At 70.7% G+C, this 18,316-nt stretch carries 13 protein-coding genes; 7 read left to right on the forward strand and 6 right to left on the reverse strand.

What is annotated here, in order from left to right:
* Positions 1-62: 62 nt before the first annotated feature.
* Complete coding sequence (gene rpsA / locus ACWGIH_RS38270) at positions 63-1,583, reverse strand: 30S ribosomal protein S1 (RefSeq protein ID WP_365822523.1); 1,521 nt, start codon at positions 1,581-1,583, stop codon at positions 63-65.
* Between the two features lie 398 nt (positions 1,584-1,981).
* Between rpsA and ACWGIH_RS38275 the strand changes: the two genes are divergently transcribed.
* Together ACWGIH_RS38275 and hrpB are read left to right on the forward strand one after the other, a co-directional pair.
* Positions 1,982-2,812, forward strand: coding sequence for a class I SAM-dependent methyltransferase (locus ACWGIH_RS38275; RefSeq protein WP_453448510.1), 831 nt, complete (start codon positions 1,982-1,984; stop codon positions 2,810-2,812).
* Between the two features lie 4 nt (positions 2,813-2,816).
* A complete protein-coding gene (gene hrpB / locus ACWGIH_RS38280) occupies positions 2,817-5,390 on the forward strand; it encodes an ATP-dependent helicase HrpB (RefSeq protein WP_453448509.1) in 2,574 nt (857 codons plus the stop codon).
* On the opposite strand, the gene ACWGIH_RS38285 is transcribed toward hrpB, so the two are convergent.
* The 5 genes from ACWGIH_RS38285 to polA form a co-directional block, all read right to left on the reverse strand.
* The gene (locus tag ACWGIH_RS38285; RefSeq protein ID WP_453448508.1) at positions 5,380-6,372 is read right to left on the reverse strand and encodes a DUF3068 domain-containing protein; all 993 of its coding nucleotides are present in this window, start codon (positions 6,370-6,372) and stop codon (positions 5,380-5,382) included. The two genes, hrpB and ACWGIH_RS38285, sit on opposite strands and share 11 nt — an antisense overlap.
* A 73-nt stretch (positions 6,373-6,445) precedes the next feature.
* The gene (locus ACWGIH_RS38290) at positions 6,446-6,580 is read right to left on the reverse strand and encodes an SPW_0924 family protein (protein WP_453448507.1); all 135 of its coding nucleotides are present in this window, start codon (positions 6,578-6,580) and stop codon (positions 6,446-6,448) included.
* Positions 6,581-6,752: 172 nt separating this feature from the next.
* On the reverse strand, positions 6,753-8,459 hold the full coding sequence (locus ACWGIH_RS38295) for a lytic transglycosylase domain-containing protein (protein WP_453448506.1): 1,707 nt from the start codon (positions 8,457-8,459) through the stop codon (positions 6,753-6,755).
* Between the two features lie 421 nt (positions 8,460-8,880).
* On the reverse strand, positions 8,881-9,480 hold the full coding sequence (locus ACWGIH_RS38300) for a hypothetical protein (RefSeq protein WP_453448505.1): 600 nt from the start codon (positions 9,478-9,480) through the stop codon (positions 8,881-8,883).
* Between the two features lie 501 nt (positions 9,481-9,981).
* Positions 9,982-12,723 (reverse strand): DNA polymerase I, encoded by a 2,742-nt coding sequence (gene polA / locus ACWGIH_RS38305; RefSeq protein ID WP_453448504.1) that lies wholly within the window; start codon positions 12,721-12,723, stop codon positions 9,982-9,984.
* A 122-nt stretch (positions 12,724-12,845) separates the two neighbouring features.
* Between polA and ACWGIH_RS38310 the strand changes: the two genes are divergently transcribed.
* The 5 genes from ACWGIH_RS38310 to ACWGIH_RS38330 all read left to right on the forward strand — a co-directional run bounded on the left by ACWGIH_RS38310 (position 12,846) and on the right by ACWGIH_RS38330 (position 18,260).
* Positions 12,846-15,140, forward strand: coding sequence for an FdhF/YdeP family oxidoreductase (locus ACWGIH_RS38310; protein WP_453448503.1), 2,295 nt, complete (start codon positions 12,846-12,848; stop codon positions 15,138-15,140).
* A gap of 45 nt (positions 15,141-15,185) precedes the next feature.
* Positions 15,186-15,659: a PaaI family thioesterase gene (locus ACWGIH_RS38315; RefSeq protein WP_453448502.1), complete on the forward strand. Its 474-nt coding sequence runs from the start codon at positions 15,186-15,188 to the stop codon at positions 15,657-15,659.
* A gap of 94 nt (positions 15,660-15,753) precedes the next feature.
* On the forward strand, positions 15,754-16,140 hold the full coding sequence (locus ACWGIH_RS38320; RefSeq protein WP_453448501.1) for a hypothetical protein: 387 nt from the start codon (positions 15,754-15,756) through the stop codon (positions 16,138-16,140).
* Positions 16,137-16,757 carry a Tat pathway signal sequence domain protein gene (locus tag ACWGIH_RS38325; protein ID WP_453448500.1) on the forward strand — a complete coding sequence of 207 codons (621 nt, stop codon included), beginning with the start codon at positions 16,137-16,139 and terminating at the stop codon, positions 16,755-16,757. The genes ACWGIH_RS38320 and ACWGIH_RS38325 overlap by 4 nt, the downstream gene beginning before the upstream one ends.
* Before the next feature lie 255 nt (positions 16,758-17,012).
* A complete protein-coding gene (locus tag ACWGIH_RS38330) occupies positions 17,013-18,260 on the forward strand; it encodes a branched-chain amino acid ABC transporter substrate-binding protein (protein ID WP_453448499.1) in 1,248 nt (415 codons plus the stop codon).
* Positions 18,261-18,316 lie beyond the last annotated feature (56 nt).

Here is an 18,316-nt window from a genome sequence, read left to right on the forward strand (position 1 = left end):
GGCCCGCACCTCCGAAGAGGTACGGGCCCGCGGTTTCAGCTGTTACCGCCTGGCGGAGAGCTTCAGCTCTGGCCGCCGGCGAGCTTCTCGCGCAGAGCGGCGAGCGCCTCGTCCGACGCCAGGGCGCCGGAGTTGTCGTCCGACTCCGAGGAGTACGAACCGCCGCCGCCACCGCTGCCACCGGCAGCCGGGGCACCGGTCGAGGACGCGGGAGCCGCAGCACCCTCGGCCTCGGCCTGGGCGTCCGCCTCGCGGGACTTGATGACCTGGGCCTGGTGCTGCTCGAAGCGCGTCTGCGCCTCGGCGTACTGACCCTCCCAAGCCTCACGCTGGGTCTCGAAGCCCTCGAGCCAGTCGTTCGTCTCGGGGTCGAAGCCCTCGGGGTAGATGTAGTTGCCCTGGTCGTCGTAGGACGCGGCCATGCCGTACAGGGTCGGGTCGAACTCGACGGCCGACGGGTCGGCGCCGAAGGACTCGTTGGCCTGCTTCAGCGACAGCGAGATCCGGCGACGCTCGAGGTCGATGTCGATGACCTTGACGAAGATCTCGTCGTTGACCTGGACGACCTGCTCCGGGATCTCCACGTGGCGCTCGGCCAGCTCGGAGATGTGGACCAGGCCCTCGATGCCCTCGTCGACGCGCACGAACGCACCGAACGGAACGAGCTTGGTGACCTTACCGGGAACAACCTGCCCGATCTGGTGCGTGCGGGCGAACTGCTGCCACGGGTCTTCCTGCGTCGCCTTGAGCGACAGGGACACGCGCTCGCGGTCCATGTCCACGTCGAGAACCTCGACGGTGACTTCCTGGCCGACCTCGACAACCTCGGAGGGGTGGTCGATGTGCTTCCAGGAAAGCTCGGAGACGTGCACGAGGCCGTCGACGCCGCCGAGGTCCACGAACGCACCGAAGTTGACGATCGAGGAAACGACGCCGGAGCGGACCTGACCCTTCTGCAGGGTCGTGAGGAAGGTCTGGCGGACCTCGCTCTGGGTCTGCTCGAGCCAGGCACGGCGGGACAGGACCACGTTGTTGCGGTTCTTGTCCAGCTCGATGATCTTGGCCTCGAGCTCCTTGCCCACGTAAGGCTGGAGGTCGCGGACGCGGCGCATCTCGACGAGGGAGGCCGGCAGGAAGCCACGGAGGCCGATGTCGAGGATGAGACCACCCTTGACGACCTCGATGACGGTACCGGTGACGATGCCGTCTTCTTCCTTGATCTTCTCGATCGTGCCCCAGGCACGCTCGTACTGAGCGCGCTTCTTGGACAGGATCAGACGGCCTTCCTTGTCCTCCTTCTGGAGAACCAGGGCCTCGATCTCGTCACCAACCGCGACGACCTCGTTCGGGTCGACGTCGTGCTTGATGGAGAGCTCGCGGCTCGGGATGACGCCTTCGGTCTTGTAACCGATGTCGAGCAGGACCTCGTCCCGGTCGACCTTCACGATGACGCCGTCGACGATGTCGCCGTCGTTGAAGTACTTGATCGTCTCGTCGATCGCGGCGAGGAAAGCTTCCTCGTTACCGATGTCGTTGACCGCTACCTGCGGAGTGGTGGCGGTGGTCTCGGTGCTGCTCGTCATGTGGGAAAGGGCTCCGGTACGGACAGAAGTCGTAGGTACTGCTAGCGCCGGAGCCGATTTCGCTCTGAAGAAGCCGGACAGCCTGGGAAGCGCCGATTCCTGAGTTTCCGAAGAAACGGAAGGCGCCTCGACAACCGAGGGGACATACAACAGACGCGAGCGCATCCTGCTAGGTCTGAGGACAGCAGGCTCGCAGCGCAACTTGTAGCATACGGGGGCGGCCGGACAGGGTCAATGCGCGAAGGCGCACACCCGGGGCGGAACGCCGCAAACCCGGCACAAATGCTGTCGCGTGAGGCCACATGGGCCGCACAGCGCCCTGTCGCGACGCCTTCACGGCGCCCCGCGACCGCCTCACCGCGACGAGCCTCGACGAAGCCAGACGGAAGAGTACGACGATGGAGCCGATCATCCAAGAGTCCGAGCTGCCCGAGACGCCCGAGCCCGAGGCCACCCGACGTGACGCTGATGTCACGGAGAGCAGCCGCGCGAATCGTGGCTGGTGGGACAGGAACGCGGACGACTACCAGATCGAGCACGGCACCTTCCTGGGTGACGACCGGTTCGTGTGGGGTCCCGAAGGTCTCGACGAGGTGGAGGCCGAACTCCTCGGTCCGCCGGAGGAGCTGAAGGGCAAGGACATCCTGGAGATCGGCGCGGGGGCGGCGCAGTGCTCGCGCTGGCTGGCCGCGCAGGGCGCGCGTCCGGTCGCCCTCGACCTCTCCCACCGCCAGCTGCAGCACGCGCTGCGGATCGGCGGCGGGGTGCCGCTGGTGGAGGCGGACGCGGGGGCGCTGCCCTTCGCTGACGGCAGCTTCGACCTCGTGTGCTCGGCCTACGGAGCGATGCCGTTCGTCGCCGATCCGGTGCGGGTCCTCAAAAACGTGCACCGCGTGCTGCGGCCGGGCGGCCGCTTCGTGTTCTCCGCGACGCACCCGATGCGCTGGGCCTTCCCCGACGAACCGGGCCCCGAGGGCCTGTCCGTGGCGGCCTCGTACTTCGACCGCACTCCTTATGTGGAGCAGGACGAGAACGGGAACGCCGTCTACGTGGAGCACCACCGGACGATCGGCGACCGGGTGCGGGACATCGTGGCCGGTGGTTTCCGCCTCGTCGATCTCGTGGAGCCGGAGTGGCCCGCGTGGAACACCCAGGAGTGGGGCGGCTGGTCCCCGTTGCGCGGGAATCTGATCCCGGGGTCGGCGATCTTCGTGTGCGTACGAGACTGAGTGCGTGACCCGTCTGCGCAACGAAGCCCTTGACCTGCCCGTGAGCGGCGCGCTGCCCGCGCTGCGTTCCGCTCTGGAGGGGTCGGGCGGCGCCGTGCTGTGCGCGCCTCCCGGTACGGGCAAGACGACGCTGGTGCCGCTGGCCCTCGCGGGGCTGCTCGGGGACGCGCCCGAACGGCGTGTGGTGGTCGCCGAGCCCCGGCGCATCGCCGCCCGGGCCGCCGCGCGACGGATGGCGTGGCTGCTCGGCGAGAAGGTCGGCGAGAGCGTCGGGTACACGGTGCGCGGTGAGCGCGTGGTGGGGCGGCGCGGGCGCGTGGAGGTCGTCACCACGGGTGTCCTGTTGCAGCGGCTGCAGCGGGACCAGGAGTTGACCGGTGTCGACGTCGTGATCATCGACGAGTGCCACGAGCGGCATCTGGACGCGGACACCGTGGCGGCGTTCCTGGTCGACGTGCGGGCGGCGCTGCGGCCCGAGCTGAGCCTCGTGGCCGCGTCCGCGACGACGGACGCGGAGGGGTGGGCGCGGATCCTGGGAGACGCGCCCGTGGTGGAGGCTCGGGGCGTCTCGCATCCGGTCGAGGTCCTCTGGGCGCCGCCGGCCCGTCCGGTGCGTCCGCCGCACGGGATGCGGGTGGATCCCGCGCTGCTCACGCATGTGGCGTCGGTGGTGCGGCGGGCGCTCGCCGAGCGGGACGGGGACGTGCTGTGCTTCCTGCCCGGGGTCGGTGAGATCGCGCGGGTCGCGGGGCAGCTGGGGGGCGTGCCCGCGGAGGTCCTTCAGGTGCACGGGCGGGCGCCCGCGGCGGTGCAGGACGCGGTGCTCGCGGGCTCGGACGGCACCCGGCGGGTGGTCCTCGCGACCTCGGTGGCCGAGTCCTCGCTCACGGTGCCCGGGGTGCGGGTCGTGGTCGACTCGGGGCTGGCGCGTGAGCCGCGCGTCGACCACGCGCGCGGGCTGAGCGCGCTGACGACCGTACGGGCTTCGCAGGCCGCCGGCCGGCAGCGGGCGGGCCGTGCGGGGCGTGAGGCGCCGGGGGCCGTGTACCGGTGCTGGGCGGAGGCGGAGGACGCCCGTCTGGCGCGTTTTCCGGCGCCGGAGATCAAGCTGGCCGATCTTTCCGCGTTCGCCCTGCAGACGGCCTGCTGGGGGGACCCGGACGCCTCCGGTCTGGCCCTGCTCGATCCGCCGCCGGCCGGCGCGATGGCGGCGGCGCGTTCCGTCCTGACGGCGGTGGGGGCCGTGTCCCCGGAGTCGGGGCGGGTCACGGAGCGGGGTGCGCGGATGGCGCGGGTCGGTCTGCACCCCCGCCTGGCGCGGGCCCTCCTGGACGCGGCTCCCCTCGTGGGGGCGCGCCGCGCGGCCGAGGTGGTGGCCCTCCTGAGCGAGGAGCCGCCGCGTGAGTACGGGGACGACCTCGCGGCGGCCTGGCGCGCTGCCCGGCGTGGCGGGGACGGGTACGCGGCGCGGTGGCGCACGGAAGTACGGCGGCTGACCGCTGCGGGGACGTTGCCGCCGGGAGCTGGTACGCCGGACCCGGCAGCTTCGGCGCAAGACCTTTCCCACCCGCCCAACCGGCACCCCGGAGCGGACACTGACGAGCACGTCGCCGGGCTCGTTGCCGCTCTCGCCTTCCCCGAGCGTGTCGCCCAGGGGCGCGGAGACGGGACGTACCTCATGGTGAACGGGACCCGGGCCGAGGTGCGGGCGGGGTCCGCGCTGACCGGTGCGGAGTGGATCGCCGTGGCCGCGGCCGACCGGCCGGTGGGCGCCGGGCACGCGCGCGTGCTGCTCGGCGGGCACATCGACGAGGACGTCGCACGCGGCGCGGCCGCCTCGCTCTGCTCCGAGGGGGACGAGGTCGCCTGGGACGACGGGGATCTCGTCGCGCGGCACGTGGAGCGGCTCGGCGCCGTGGAGCTGACGGTGCGGCCGCTCAAGAAGCCCGCCCCCGGACTCGTACGGGAAGGGCTGCTCGCGGGGCTCGGGGAAGAGGGGACCGCGCTGCTGAACTGGTCGCAGGGCGCGCGGGAGCTGCGGGAGCGGCTCGCGTTCCTGCACCGGCACCTCGGCGCGCCCTGGCCCGACGTGTCCGAGAGCGCCCTGCACGCGCGCGTGGACGAGTGGCTCGAGCCCGAGCTGTCGAAGGCGCGGCGCCGGGCCGACCTGCGGCGCATCGACGCGGGGCAGGCGCTGAACCGGCTGCTGCCGTGGGCGACCGGCGAGGCCACCCGCCTTGACGCGCTCGCCCCGGAGCGGGTGGCGGTGCCCAGTGGGTCCAGGATCCGGATCGACTACTCCGACCCCGAACAGCCTGTGCTCGCGGTGAAGTTGCAGGAGATGTTCGGGCTCGCCGAGACCCCGCGGATCGCGGACGGCGGCGTGCCCCTCCTCGTTCATCTGCTGTCCCCCGCGGGGCGCCCCGCCGCCGTCACCGCCGATCTTGCCTCGTTCTGGCGGGACGGCTACCGGGCGGTGCGGGCGGAGCTGCGCGGGCGGTATCCGAAGCATCCGTGGCCGGAGGACCCGGCGGCCGCCGAGGCGACGCGGTTCACCAACGCCCGGCTCAGGCGTTGACCGGTTCCGGCTCGGGCGCCGCCGTGGCCTCCGGGTCACCGGGCCTGCGGCTGCGGGCCTCCAGCCAGAGGGAGAGGGCGAGCAGGAGCAGGCCGAGGCCCAGGAAGCCCCAGGGGAGATAGGACATCATGAGGAGGACGAGGACGCGCTGGGACTTGACCAGGTCGACCGTGTCCCTGATGTAGTCCTCGCGCATCTTCACGTGGCCCGCGAAGACGGTGACCTTGTCGCGGTCGCCGAGGAGCGTGCCGCCGCGCAGCTCGTTCTTCTGGATCTCCTCGCCGTAGACGGGCGCGCCGGTGGTCGGCTCGACCCAGAACTTGCGGACGGTCGTGTACCAGCGTGTGGTGCCCGTCTTGTCGAGTGATTCCGGGGTGATGCCCTTGACCGGCATCGTCTTGGGCATGGGGACCTTGGTCCAGGGGATGGTCTGCTCGAAGTAGTAGACGTCGACGCCCCGGAAGGTCTGCGTGCCCTTGTAGTGGATGGGCTTGGTGACGCGGGCCTGGGCGTCGAAGTACTCGTAGTCCCGCTTCTCGGTGAGGAAGGGCCACTTGAACTCGATGCCCTCGCGCTTGACCGCGTCGCCGTCGACCATCTCGCCCGTGGCGTGCACCGGTTCCTGGCTGTGCGCGTCGAAGATGTAGCGCTCGGGGACCTTGGAGACCATCTTGCCGTCGGGGCCCTGGACGTAGGAGAGGGCGTCCCAGACGACGACGTCGCGGTCCGCGCTCTTCTCGATCTTCTCCGAGGCCTCGACATTGCCCTTGAGCGTCTGCACGACGGTGACCTTGGAGACCTTCTTGGCCGTCATGGTGCCGTAGTCGACCAGGGTCGGGTTCTTCGCCTCGAGCACCGCCTCCTGGTACTGACCCGGCGGGATCTTGGCGAGGCGCGGGAAGGCGTACCAGCGCATGAGCGGGGACATCGCCGTGAAGAACACGGCGAAGGCGAGCAGGATCAGGCTGGCCTTGCGGCGCATCGCGGCGGCCCTCCCTACGGAGACGGGCGGTTGACGGTCATGGACCGGTCGACGGCCATGGACCGGTCGGCGGTCACGGGTGCTCGGGGACGGTGGTGAGCAGCGGCTCGGGCGAGGTCTCGCCGGGCGGGGACCCGATCGCCGTGATCGTCAGGACCAGGGCGAGGGCGACGGCAAGACCGGTCGCGGCGGCGATGAGAGCGCGCATGCGGATCCTCCCGAGGCGGGAACGGCACGGACCATGAACTGACAGGGCGTCAGGGCTGGGGCACCGTAGCAACGCGGCGGCCAGATGAGAACACGTTGCACACACACGAACGCCCCCGCGCCGGGAAGGCGCGGGGGCGTGGTGTGCCGGAGCGTGCGGGGAGCGTCCGAGGCTAGGCCGCGGGTGCCGCCACCTTCAGTTCGACCGTGAGCGTCGCGCCGCCCGCGGTGGTCACGCGCAGCAGATACGTGCCCGCCGCGTCGTCGGCGTACATCCTGGGGAGCTTGAGCACGCCGTTCGCGTCCGTCTTCAGGGCCTTGAGGGTGCGGACCGGCTTGCCGTCCGCGTCCTTGAAGTACGGGCCCTTGTCGTTGGCCGTGGCGTCCGCCGCCGACTTGATCATGGTGGCGGTGGCCGCCACACGGTCGGCGGCCTCTCCCTTGTACGTCGCCTTGACCTCGAGCTGCTCGGCGAACTCCTTGCCCGGCTCGCAGGTCAGCGCCTTGTCGCCGGTCCTGGTCAGGGCGTCGGCCTGGCGCGCGGTGACCGTCGCCGTGTAGCTGAGGCCGGGCAGCGACCGGCCGACCACGGTGGCCCGGACCGTGAACTCACCTGTCTTCTCGCCCGACTTGAGCACCGGAGCGGTGGCCTTGCCCGTGGCGCTCGTGGTGACGGTCGCGCTGGTGGCACCGCCGGAGAAGCGCGCGTCGGTGTCACCGACGATCACGAACCGCACCTTGGCCTTGGCCACGCCGGAGCCCGAAGCGGCCTCCGTGCGTACCTCGACCCGCTCGGCGAAGGCGTCGCCCGCTGTCGCCGCGAGCTTGCCGGTGCCGGCGTCCTCCAGGCGTGCGACCCGGTCGGCGGGCGGCGGGGTGGGAGCGGGGGTCTCGGAGCCGCCGCCGTTCGACGGCGGTGGCGTGGTCGAGCCGCCGCTGCCGCCGCCGTTGCCGGGCTCCTTGTCGCCGGGCTTGTCGTCGCCGGACTTGGGCGGCTTCGGCGAGGGCGAACCGGGTGCGGGGGGCGTGGGCGTGGGGCTCGTGCTCGGTCCGTTGCTGTCGCTGCGGTCGCCCGGCAGGTCGCCCGTGCCGTCGGGGATCTCGCGGATGCCGTCGCGGTAGTGCTCCAGCCACCTCAGGACCGTGTTCAGATAGTCCGTCGAGTGGTTGTAACTGAGGATCGCCTTGCGCAGATCGGCGTCGACGGACAGATCGCGGTCGTTCGCGCAGAGGTACTTTCCGGCGGCGAGCGCGGCGTCGTAGATGTTGTTCGGGTCCGACTTGCCGTCCGCGTTGCCGTCCTGCCCCCAGGTCTCCCACGTCGAGGGGATGAACTGCATGGGGCCGACCGCGCGGTCGTGCGTCTTGTCGCCGTCGTACGCGCCGTTGTCGGTGTCGGTGATCTTCGCGAAGCCGTTGCCGTTGAGAGGCGGGCCGAGGATCTCGCCGAGCGTGGTGCCGTTCGCGTCCACGCGGCCGCCACGCGCCTGTCCCGACTCGACCTTGCCTATCGCGGCGAGCAGTTCCCAGGGGACGTTGCAGCCCGGCTTGGACGTGGCCAGGGAGGCCTCGGCCTTCTTGTACGCGTCGAGGACGGTGGCCGGGATCTCCGAATCGGTTTCGCCGTCGCCGGTACCGCCGTCGGGCGCTCCGGTCGGCGGGACCGGGCTTTTCAGCTCCGGCAGATCGGTGTAATAGGGGGAGTTGCCGGTCGCGGAGTCCTCGGCCGGTGGCGTGGCGCCGGATGCCCCCGCCCGCTCGTCGCGAGGGATGTCCGTCACGCCCGGGGCCTGGGAGGCCGCGAGCGCGGCCACCGCCGCCGCGGCCACCGCGGTGGTCACCGCTCCCCTGCGCAACCGCCTGCCGAATACCGCCGCCATGACCGTGAGCCCCTCCCCTTGACGACTGTGCCTGTCGCTGCCCGCTCTGCTGTGTTCCCCGTGTTGCTCCCCAGCGGGCCGACTCAGGCGACACTACGACAACTTCCGGCGCCCAGACACCCGTTCGTGCCCGATTTTCACCGGTTGGCCGCGCCCTGTTCGGGCGGGGCTCCTGCCCTCCCCCGACGGCGCGGTGCACGGCCTGAGCAACGCGTTCGATGGTACGGACTCCTTACCGCGCCGTGGGGTTGTACTGCGGGAGGCAGATGATGCGGTACGTACGCGACGACGCGGTACGTGCGGGAGCGGCCGACTCCGGCCCTGGCTCGCGTGAACGCGCCCACGGTGTGCATATGCCGGCCATACGCGGACCGGGGCAGCCGGCTGTTCCCGAGGCACGCCCGTCGCTTCGCGGCCTACCTCAGCGCTGGTCGCGCCGCAGCGCGTTCAGCTGCTCCAGGCCGTACGCGCGGGCCCTGGCTCCGGTGAGGACGCCGAGGCGGCGGAGGTCCCAGCGGGCGTAGGGGATGAGCGTAGTGGCGGCGGTCTGTGCGCGACCGAGGAAACGGGCGACGCAGGACTGGCCGAGGTCGCCCCGGAGGCGGCCGGCCGCGGTGTTGTCCGAGCGGGTGATCAGGGGGCGGATCGTGCGGTGCTCCCAGGCGGTGAGCCCGCGTCCCCAGTCCTGTGCACGGCGCAGAGCGGCCGCCATGATCATGACCTTGGTGATGCTCGCGGTGTCGTCACGGTGGCTGCTGCCGAGGGCGCAGCCGACCCCCTCGGCGGGGTCGTGAAGGGCCACGTCGTGATGAACCACGGAGACGACGCCGTGCCGGGCGGCCAGCAGGACGCGGAGGTCGCGGGAGAGCTGGGCGGCGAGAGAGGGGTCGGCGGGGGCGGTGCCACAGGCGGCACGTTGCGCCGTGCTCGCCCTGGCGGCGGCCACGGGGAGGGGCGCGAGGAGCGTGGTGACCAGTGCCGTGGCGCTCGCTATTCGGCGCTTTCGCAGGTGAAGGGCCATGCGGTCATCGTGGCGGTGGCATCTTGCCGGGGCTCGGGGGCGGGGGCCACGCGAGTGAGGGCCTCCGGCGGGGCGGGGGCGGTCACCGGGCGGGGGCGAGGCCGAGCCAGGGCGGAGGCGGGGGCCGTGGCTTAGCTCGGACACGTAGCGGCGTGCTTGCCCTGGCGGCAGCCGCCGGGAGAGGACGTGAAAAGCGTGGCGCCCCGGGCGGAGGCAGCCGGAGGCGGGGGTCGGTGGCATAGGCCGGGCACATTGCGCCGGGCTCGCCCTGGCAGCAGCCGCAGGAGAGGCGTGAGGAGCGTGGCGACCCGGGCAGAGCCAGGGCGAAGGCGGGGGCCGTGGCTTAGCTCGGACACGTAGCGCCGCGCTTGCCCCGGCGGCAGCCACCGGGAGAGGCGTGAAAAGCGTGGCGACCGGGCCGAGGAGTACTGCCCCGCCCCCGCTTCTGGCTCCGCCCCGCCCGGTGTCCGCCGCCGCCGGAGGGGGCGGACGGAGCAACCGCTAGTGCGCGGCGGATTCCCAGTCCGGTCCCACGCCCACCGATACGTCCAGCGGTGCCCGCAGCGACACCGCGCCCGCCATCTCGCGGCGGACGAGCTCCTCCACCTCGGTGCGCTCGCCCGGAGCGATCTCCAGGACGATTTCGTCGTGGACCTGGAGCAGCATGCGGGAGTCGAGCTCGGCCTCCGTCAGTGCGCGGTGCACGTTCAGCATGGCGATCTTGACGATGTCCGCGGCCGTGCCCTGGATCGGGGCGTTCAGCGCCATCCGCTCGGCCATCTCGCGGCGCTGGCGGTTGTCGCTGTTGAGGTCGGGGAGATACCGGCGGCGGCCCAGCATCGTCTCCGTGTACCCCGTCGCCCGGGCCTCGTCGACGGCACGGCGCAGATAGTCGCGGACCCCGCCGAACCGCTCGAAGTACGTGTCCATCAGGGCACGGGCCTCGCCCGCCTCGATGTTCAGCTGCTGCGAGAGACCGAACGCGGAGAGGCCGTACGCCAGGCCGTACGACATGGCCTTGATCTTGCGGCGCATCTCGGCGTCGACGGCGGAACCCTCGACGGAGAAGACCTGCGAGGCGACCGTGGTGTGCAGGTCCTCGCCCGACCCGAACGCCTCCAGGAGGCCCTCGTCCTCGGAGAGGTGAGCCATCACGCGCAGCTCGATCTGGCTGTAGTCCGCGGTCATCAGGGACTCGAAGCCCTCGCCGACCACGAAGCCACGGCGGATCGCGCGGCCCTCGTCGGTGCGGACGGGGATGTTCTGGAGGTTCGGGTCGGTGGAGGACAGGCGGCCCGTCGCCGCGACGGTCTGGTTGAACGTCGTGTGGATGCGGGTGTCCGCGGCGATCGACTTGATCAGGCCCTCGACCGTGACGCGGAGCTTCGCCTGCTCGCGGTGGCGCAGCATGATGACCGGCAGTTCGTTCTCGGTCTGGGCCGCGAGCCAGGCCAGGGCGTCGGCGTCCGTGGTGTAACCGGTCTTGGTCTTCTTCGTCTTGGGGAGGTTCAGCTCGCCGAAGAGGACTTCCTGGAGCTGCTTGGGCGAGCCGAGGTTGAACTCGTGGCCTGCCGCCGCGTGCGCCTCCTTCACCGCCTGCTGCACCGCGCCCGCGAACTGCTGCTCCATCGCCTCCAGATGGGTGCGGTCGGCCGCGATGCCGTGCCGCTCCAGGCGGGCGAGGAGGATGGACGTGGGCAGTTCGATGTCCGTCAGGAGATTGCCCGCGCCGACCTCCGGCAGCTTCTCGCCGAAGGCCGCGCCCAGGTCGAGGATCGTGCGGGCCTGCGACATCAGCGCGTCGGCCTCGGCCTGGTCGTCCTCCTCCGTACCGAAGGCGAGCTGCCCCTCGGCCGCCGAGGCGGGTGCCAGCTCCCGGCCCAGATATTCGAGGGACAGGGCGTCCAGGGCGAAGGAGCGGCGGCCGGGCTTGACCAGGTACGCGGCGAGCGCCGTGTCCATGCTGACGCCGTCCACCGTCCAGCCCTGCTCGGGGAAGACCCGCATCGTGGCCTTGGCGTTGTGCAGGACCTTGGGCTTCTTCGGGTCGGCGATCCAGGCGGCGAAGGCCTTCTCGTCGGCCTCGTCGAGGCGGGAGGGGTCGAACCAGGCCGCCGCTCCCCCGGCCGCGGCGAGGGCGACCTCGGTCACCGAGCCCGTGCCGAGGGCCCAGGTGTCGACCGTGGCCATGCCGAGGACGGCGTTGCCGTGCTCGGTGAGCCACGGGGCGAGCTCACCCGCGCCGATCACCGTGCCGTCCAGCTCCACGCCGGGCTCGGCCGGTGTCTGGTCGGCCTCCTCGGCGCCGGGGTCGACGGCCAGGAGCCGCTCGCGCAGCGAGGGGTTACGGATCTCCAGGGTGTCGAGGACCATGGCGAGGGCCGTGCGGTCGTACGGAGCGCGCTCCAGATCGGTGACCTGCTTGGGGAGCTCGACGTCGCGGACCATCTCCGTGAGGCGGCGGTTCAGCTTCACCGCGTCCAGGTGGTCGCGGAAGTTCTGCCCGGCCTTGCCCTTGACCTCCTCGGCGCGCTCGACGAGGTCCGCGAAGGAACCGAACTGGTTGATCCACTTCGCGGCGGTCTTCTCACCCACTCCCGGGATGCCGGGGAGGTTGTCGGACGGGTCGCCGCGCAGGGCCGCGAAGTCCGGATACTGGCTGGGCGTGAGGCCGTACTTCTCCTCGACCTTCTCCGGGGTGAAGCGCGTCAGCTCCGATACGCCCTTGGTCGGGTACAGCACGGTCACGTGGTCGGTGATCAGCTGGAAGGAGTCGCGGTCGCCGGTGACGATCAGGACGTCGAAGCCGGCCGCCTCGGCCTGGGTGGCGAGGGTGGCGATGACGTCGTCCGCCTCGAAGCCGTCCACCGCGAACCGCACGGCGTTCATCGCGTCGAGCACCTCGCCGATCAGCTCGACCTGCCCCTTGAACTCGTCCGGGGTCTTGGAGCGGTTCGCCTTGTACTCGGGGAACTCCGTGGAGCGCCACGTCTTGCGCGAGACGTCGAAGGCGACCGCGAAGTGCGTGGGCGCCTCGTCGCGCAGGGTGTTCGCCAGCATCGACGCGAAGCCGTAAATCGCGTTCGTCGGCTGGCCCGTCGCGGTCGTGAAGTTCTCCGCGGGCAGCGCGAAGAACGCCCGGTAGGCCAGGGAGTGCCCGTCCATGAGGAGCAGGCGCGGACGCTGCTCGCCACTCGGCTTCGTCGCGGTCTCGGACTTCTTCTTCGCTGCTTTTTCTGCCACGTCCCCGATCCTGCCACGCCCCACTGACACTCAGCCCCAACCCTCACCCGCGGCCGCTCCGTCAGCGGCGCGTGGGAGGATCGGAGACATAGCTCACGCACGTGCTCGAAGGGGAGCCGACCATGGCAAGGAAGTCGCCCAAGGGTGATCCGGTCCAGGACGCGCCGCAGGTCGCGGAGGTCCAGCACGCCGCGGCGGGCCTTCCCGCCATCGGGCACTCGCTGCGCATGGCCCAGCAGCAGATGGGGGTGCGCCGCACGGCGCTGACGCTGCTCCGGGTCAATCAGAAGGACGGCTTCGACTGCCCCGGCTGCGCCTGGCCCGAGCCCGAGCACCGGCACGCGGCGGAGTTCTGCGAGAACGGCGCGAAGGCGGTCGCCGAGGAGGCCACGCTGCGCCGCGTCACCCCCGACTTCTTCGCCGCGCACCCCGTGGCCGACCTGGCGACGCGCAGTGGGTACTGGCTGGGCCAGCAAGGCCGCCTCACCCACCCGATGTATCTGGCCGAGGGCGCCGAGCGCTACGAACCCGTCCCCTGGGAGCGGGCCTTCGACATCATCGGCGAGGAACTGGCCGCCCTTGACAGCCCGGACGAGTCCGTCTATTACACCTCGGGCCGCACCAGCAACGAAGCGGCGTTCCTGTACCAACTGTTCGCCCGTGAGCTGGGCACGAACAATCTGCCCGACTGCTCGAACATGTGCCATGAGTCGTCGGGCTCCGCGCTCACCGAGACGATCGGCGTCGGCAAGGGCAGCGTCCTCCTGGAGGACCTCTACAAGTCGGATCTGATCATCGTCGCCGGGCAGAACCCCGGCACGAACCATCCGCGCATGCTCTCCGCCCTGGAGAAGGCGAAGCACAACGGCGCGAAGATCATCACGGTCAATCCGCTGCCCGAGGCCGGCCTGGAGCGCTTCAAGAACCCGCAGACCCCGCAGGGCATGCTCAAGGGCACCGCCCTCACCGACCTCTTCCTGCAGATCCGCCTCGGCGGCGACCAGGCCCTGTTCCGCCTCCTCAACAAGCTCATCGTGGAGACGGAGGGCGCCGTGGACGAGGAGTTCGTCCGCGAACACACCCATGGGTACGAGGAGTTCACCGAGGCCGCGCGCGCCGCCGACTGGGACGAGACCCTCGCCGCGACCGGCCTCACCCGCGAGGACATCGGGGAGGCCCTCGCCATGGTCCTCGCGTCGAAGCGCACCGTCGTGTGCTGGGCGATGGGCCTGACCCAGCACAAGCACGCCGTGCCGACCATCCGCGAGGTCGTCAACTTCCTTCTGCTGCGGGGCAACATCGGCCGCCCCGGCGCGGGCGTGTGTCCGGTGCGCGGGCACTCGAACGTGCAGGGCGACCGCACGATGGGCATCTTCGAGCGGCCCGCGCCTGCCTTCCTCGACGCCTTGGAGAAGGAGTTCGGTTTCGCGCCGCCGCGCGAGCACGGCCTGGACGTCGTCCGCGCCATCGAGGCACTGCGGGACGGCAAGGCGAAGGTGTTCTTCGCGATGGGCGGCAACTTCGTGGCGGCCTCGCCCGACACGGAGGTGACGGAGGCGGCGATGCGCAAGGCCCGCCTGACCGTCCACGTGTCGACGAAGCTGAACCGCTCGCACGCCGTCACGGGCGCGCGCGCCCTGATCCTGCCGACCCTCGGGCGCACCGAGCGGGACCTCCAGGGCGGCCCGGAAGGGAAAGGCACAGAGCAGTTCGTCACCGTCGAGGACTCCATGGGCATGGTGCACGCGTCCCGCGGCCGCCTGGAGCCCGCCAGCCCGCACCTGCTCTCCGAGCCGGCCATCGTGTGCCGCCTGGCCCGCCGGGTCCTGGGGCCCGAATCGGCCACCCCCTGGGAGGAGTTCGAGAAGGACTACGCCACGGTGCGCGACCGCATCGCGCGCGTGATCCCCGGCTTCGAGGACTTCAACGCCAAGGTGGCGGACCCCGCGGGCTTCGCCCTGCCGCACGCCCCGCGCGACGAGCGCCGCTTCCCCACGGCCACCGGCAAGGCCAACTTCACCGCGGCGCCGGTGGAGTTCCCCGCCCTGCCCAAGGGCCGCCTCCTGCTGCAGACGCTGCGCTCGCACGACCAGTACAACACCACGATCTACGGCCTCGACGACCGCTACAGGGGCATCAAGAACGGCCGTCGTGTCGTCCTGGTGAACCCCGATGACGCCCGTGAGCTGAGCCTGGCCGACGGGTCGTACGCGGACCTCGTGAGCGAGTGGCGGGACGGCGTCGAGCGGCGCGCGCCGGGCTTCCGGATCGTGCACTATCCGACGGCCCGGGGCTGCGCGGCGGCGTACTACCCGGAGACGAACGTCCTGATCCCGCTGGACGCGACCGCCGACACCAGCAACACCCCCGCCAGCAAGTCCGTCGTCGTACGCCTGGAACAATCGGGGACCGACTGAGCGTTCGCTCAGTGACGGTGAGGACGACGAACGGAGCCGGGCCCCATGGGCGAGCAGCACAGCGTGAAGTTCCCGCAAGAGGTCATCGACGAGTACGCCGCGCTCGGCGTCGACCTGCCCGCCCTGTTCTCCGCGGGCGACCTGGGCACCAGGATGGGCGTCGAGATCCTCGAGGCCTCCGCCGACCGCGTCGTGGGCACCATGCCGGTCGAGGGCAACACCCAGCCGTACGGCCTGCTGCACGGCGGCGCGTCCGCCGTCCTCGCCGAGACCCTCGGCTCGGTCGGCTCGATGCTGCACGGCGGGAGCACCAAGCTCGCCGTCGGCGTCGACCTCAACTGCACACACCACCGCGGCGCGCGTTCGGGCCTGGTCACCGGTGTGGCGACGCCCGTGCACCGGGGCCGCTCCACGGCGACGTACGAGATCGTGATCACCGACGAGCAGGACAAGCGGGTGTGCACCGCGCGGCTGACCTGCCTGCTGCGCGACACGCAGGCCAACGGCGCCGCGGCGTAAGGCGGTTGGGAGCGGGCGCGCCTCGCGGGGGCAGGTCCACCCAGGCGCGCCCCACGCATTGTCGGGACGTGCGGCCCCGGTCTAGCGTCGGTGCATGAGGCACCGGAAACAGCTCTGTGCGCTCGCTCTCACCACTCTCCTCGCCACCCCCCTCACCCAGGGATGCGACGGCGGCTCTCCGACCGCCGAAACCCCCGCGCCCTCCCCCGCCACCACTTCTCCCGAGGACCTCTGCACGGCCCTGATCACCAAGTGGGCGCGGCAGATCTACGACTCGGGCAAGGAGACCTACGGCGACTACCAGTCGATGGGCCTCTCCAACGGCCAGTACATGATCCTGCGGGACACCCTCGACCAGGCCCGTGCCGAGCGCGAGCGCCAAGGAGCCGACGCCGGACGCGAGTTGATCACCCGTCAGGCCCGCGAGCGCTGCGCGGAGCGCTACCGCCACGGGAAGCCGAGCGGCGGGCCGTGGGTGTGAACGCCATCGGCCCCATCGAGCCCGGCGAGAACACCTACGACGCCCGCGCCACCGTCCCGGATCCGGCCACCGCCCCCGCCCGGCCCCGCCCGCTCCTCACCCGGCGCCGCCGCATCACCCTGGCCCTCGCCGCGGCCGCGACCGTCGCAGCCGCCGGTCTCAGCCTCCACCTGACCCGCCCCCGGCCCCCCGCGCCCCCGCCACCGCTCCACCCGTCGCAGACCGTGTCCGTGACCTACCGGGGCGACATGACGCACCCACGGGCCGGCGGCCGCACGTTCCGCTTCACCGTCGCCCTGCGCCAGGACTCGGGGCCTCCGGTGTCCGTCAGACGGATCGCGCAGCCGTCGGCGGCGCTGTCGGTCACCGTCGCGCCCCATACCCCATTCACCGTGAAAACGGGAACCCCTCGGACGGCACGTATCACGATGCACATTCGCGAATGTGGAAATGTGCAGCGGAATGCCGGACTCCCTTTCCTGGCGGTAACACTGCGTAATGCGCGCGCAATACAGGAACAGGCCTTCATCCTCGGCGAGAGGTACGCAAAAGATCTTTCCCGGGCCCTGACAGCCGCATGCCCCCCGAACACTGATGTCATGAGTAAAACACCCTGACAGTCCTGCAAGTTCTCAGCATGCGGGATGCGCCGAAGACGGCCTATTCCGCCCCAACCACCCCCTGAGTTCCAGCGCGGAATACTCCGTGGCATAACAAGAGCGTCACACCTTTGGCCTGACCACTCCACCTGGAACAAAGCGGCCCTTAGAGTCACGGCCAGTCACCGCGCCCACCGGATTCCTGTCAGTTCGGTTCCGCGCTCGACTCGGCCACCCAACAGGGGACGGCCGTGCCAGGGGAAAGGACTGATCGTGCGTCAACGTTCGCTCATAGCCATCACCGCTGCACTCACCGCGGGGGCACTCACCCTCACCGCCTGTGGCTCACGCGACGACAAGGACAAGGATGACGCCGGGGGCGGCGGAACCACCGTGGTCATCGGCGTCGACGCGCCGCTGACCGGCGACTTGTCCGCGCTGGGCCTCGGCATCCGCAACTCCGTGGATCTCGCCGCCAAGCAAGCCAACGCGAAGAAGTACGTCGAAGGCATCACCTTCAAGGTGGAGTCCGCCGACGACCAGGGACAGCCCGCCTCAGGCCAGACCAACGCGACCAAGTTCGTCGCGAACAAGGAAATCCTCGGCGCCGTCGGCCCCCTGAACTCCTCCGTCGGCGAGTCGATGCAGAAAGTCTTCGACGACGCGAAGCTCGTCCAGGTCTCCCCCGCCAACACCAACCCGGCCATGACCCAGGGCCAGGACTGGAACGGCGGCAAGAAGGTCCGCCCGTACAAGGCCTACTTCCGTACCGCCACCACGGACGCCGTCCAGGGACCCTTCGCAGCGCAGTACCTGTACAACGACGCGAAGAAGAAGAAGGTCTTCGTGGTCGACGACAAGAAGACCTACGGCGCCGGCCTCGCCGCCACCTTCAAGGACGAGTTCACCAAGCTCGGCGGCAAGGTCGCCGGCACCGAGCACGTGAACCCGGACACCAAGGACTTCGGCGCCGTCGCCACAAAGATCAAGAACTCCGACGCGGACGTCGTCTACTACGGCGGCGAATACCCCGCGGCCGGCCCCCTCAGCAAGCAGATGAAGAAGGCCGGAGCCAACATCCCGCTCGTCGGCGGCGACGGCATCTACAGCGCCGACTTCGTCAAGCTCGCCGGCAAGGAGGGCAAGGGCGACATGGCCACCTCCATCGGCCAGCCCGTCGAGGAACTGCCCTCCGCCAAGGAGTTCATCGCCAACTACAAGAAGGCCGGCTACAAGGAGGCCTACGAGGCCTACGGCGGCTACTCCTACGACTCGGCCTGGGCCGTCATCGAAGCAGTCAAGAAGGTCGTCGAGGACAACGACGGCAAACTGCCCGACGACGCCCGCGCCAAGATCGTCGAGGCGATGCAGGACGTCTCCTTCGACGGCGTGACCGGCAAGGTCTCCTTCGACGAATACGGCGACGCGACCAACAAGCAACTCACCGTGTACGAGGTCAAGTCCACCGAGGACCCGACCAAGGGCTGGAAGCCGGTCAAGTCCGGCACCTTCACCGGCTGACCAACCCCGCAGCACGACACCACCGAGCGGATCGCGGAGCTGTACGCGCCGGAGAC

The sequence above is a fragment of the Streptomyces sp. NPDC054872 genome, assembly GCF_053610705.1.

Coding starts and splice junctions, on each gene's coding strand:
- ACWGIH_RS38315 (WP_453448502.1), top strand. CDS start 15,186: ATGGGCGAGCAGCACAGCGTGAAGTTCCCGCAAGAGGTCATCGACGAG.
- ACWGIH_RS38320 (WP_453448501.1), top strand. CDS start 15,754: ATGAGGCACCGGAAACAGCTCTGTGCGCTCGCTCTCACCACTCTCCTC.
- rpsA (WP_365822523.1), bottom strand. CDS start 1,583: ATGACGAGCAGCACCGAGACCACCGCCACCACTCCGCAGGTAGCGGTC.
- ACWGIH_RS38310 (WP_453448503.1), top strand. CDS start 12,846: ATGGCAAGGAAGTCGCCCAAGGGTGATCCGGTCCAGGACGCGCCGCAG.
- ACWGIH_RS38290 (WP_453448507.1), bottom strand. CDS start 6,580: ATGCGCGCTCTCATCGCCGCCGCGACCGGTCTTGCCGTCGCCCTCGCC.
- ACWGIH_RS38295 (WP_453448506.1), bottom strand. CDS start 8,459: ATGGCGGCGGTATTCGGCAGGCGGTTGCGCAGGGGAGCGGTGACCACC.
- ACWGIH_RS38300 (WP_453448505.1), bottom strand. CDS start 9,480: ATGGCCCTTCACCTGCGAAAGCGCCGAATAGCGAGCGCCACGGCACTG.
- ACWGIH_RS38285 (WP_453448508.1), bottom strand. CDS start 6,372: ATGCGCCGCAAGGCCAGCCTGATCCTGCTCGCCTTCGCCGTGTTCTTC.
- ACWGIH_RS38275 (WP_453448510.1), top strand. CDS start 1,982: ATGGAGCCGATCATCCAAGAGTCCGAGCTGCCCGAGACGCCCGAGCCC.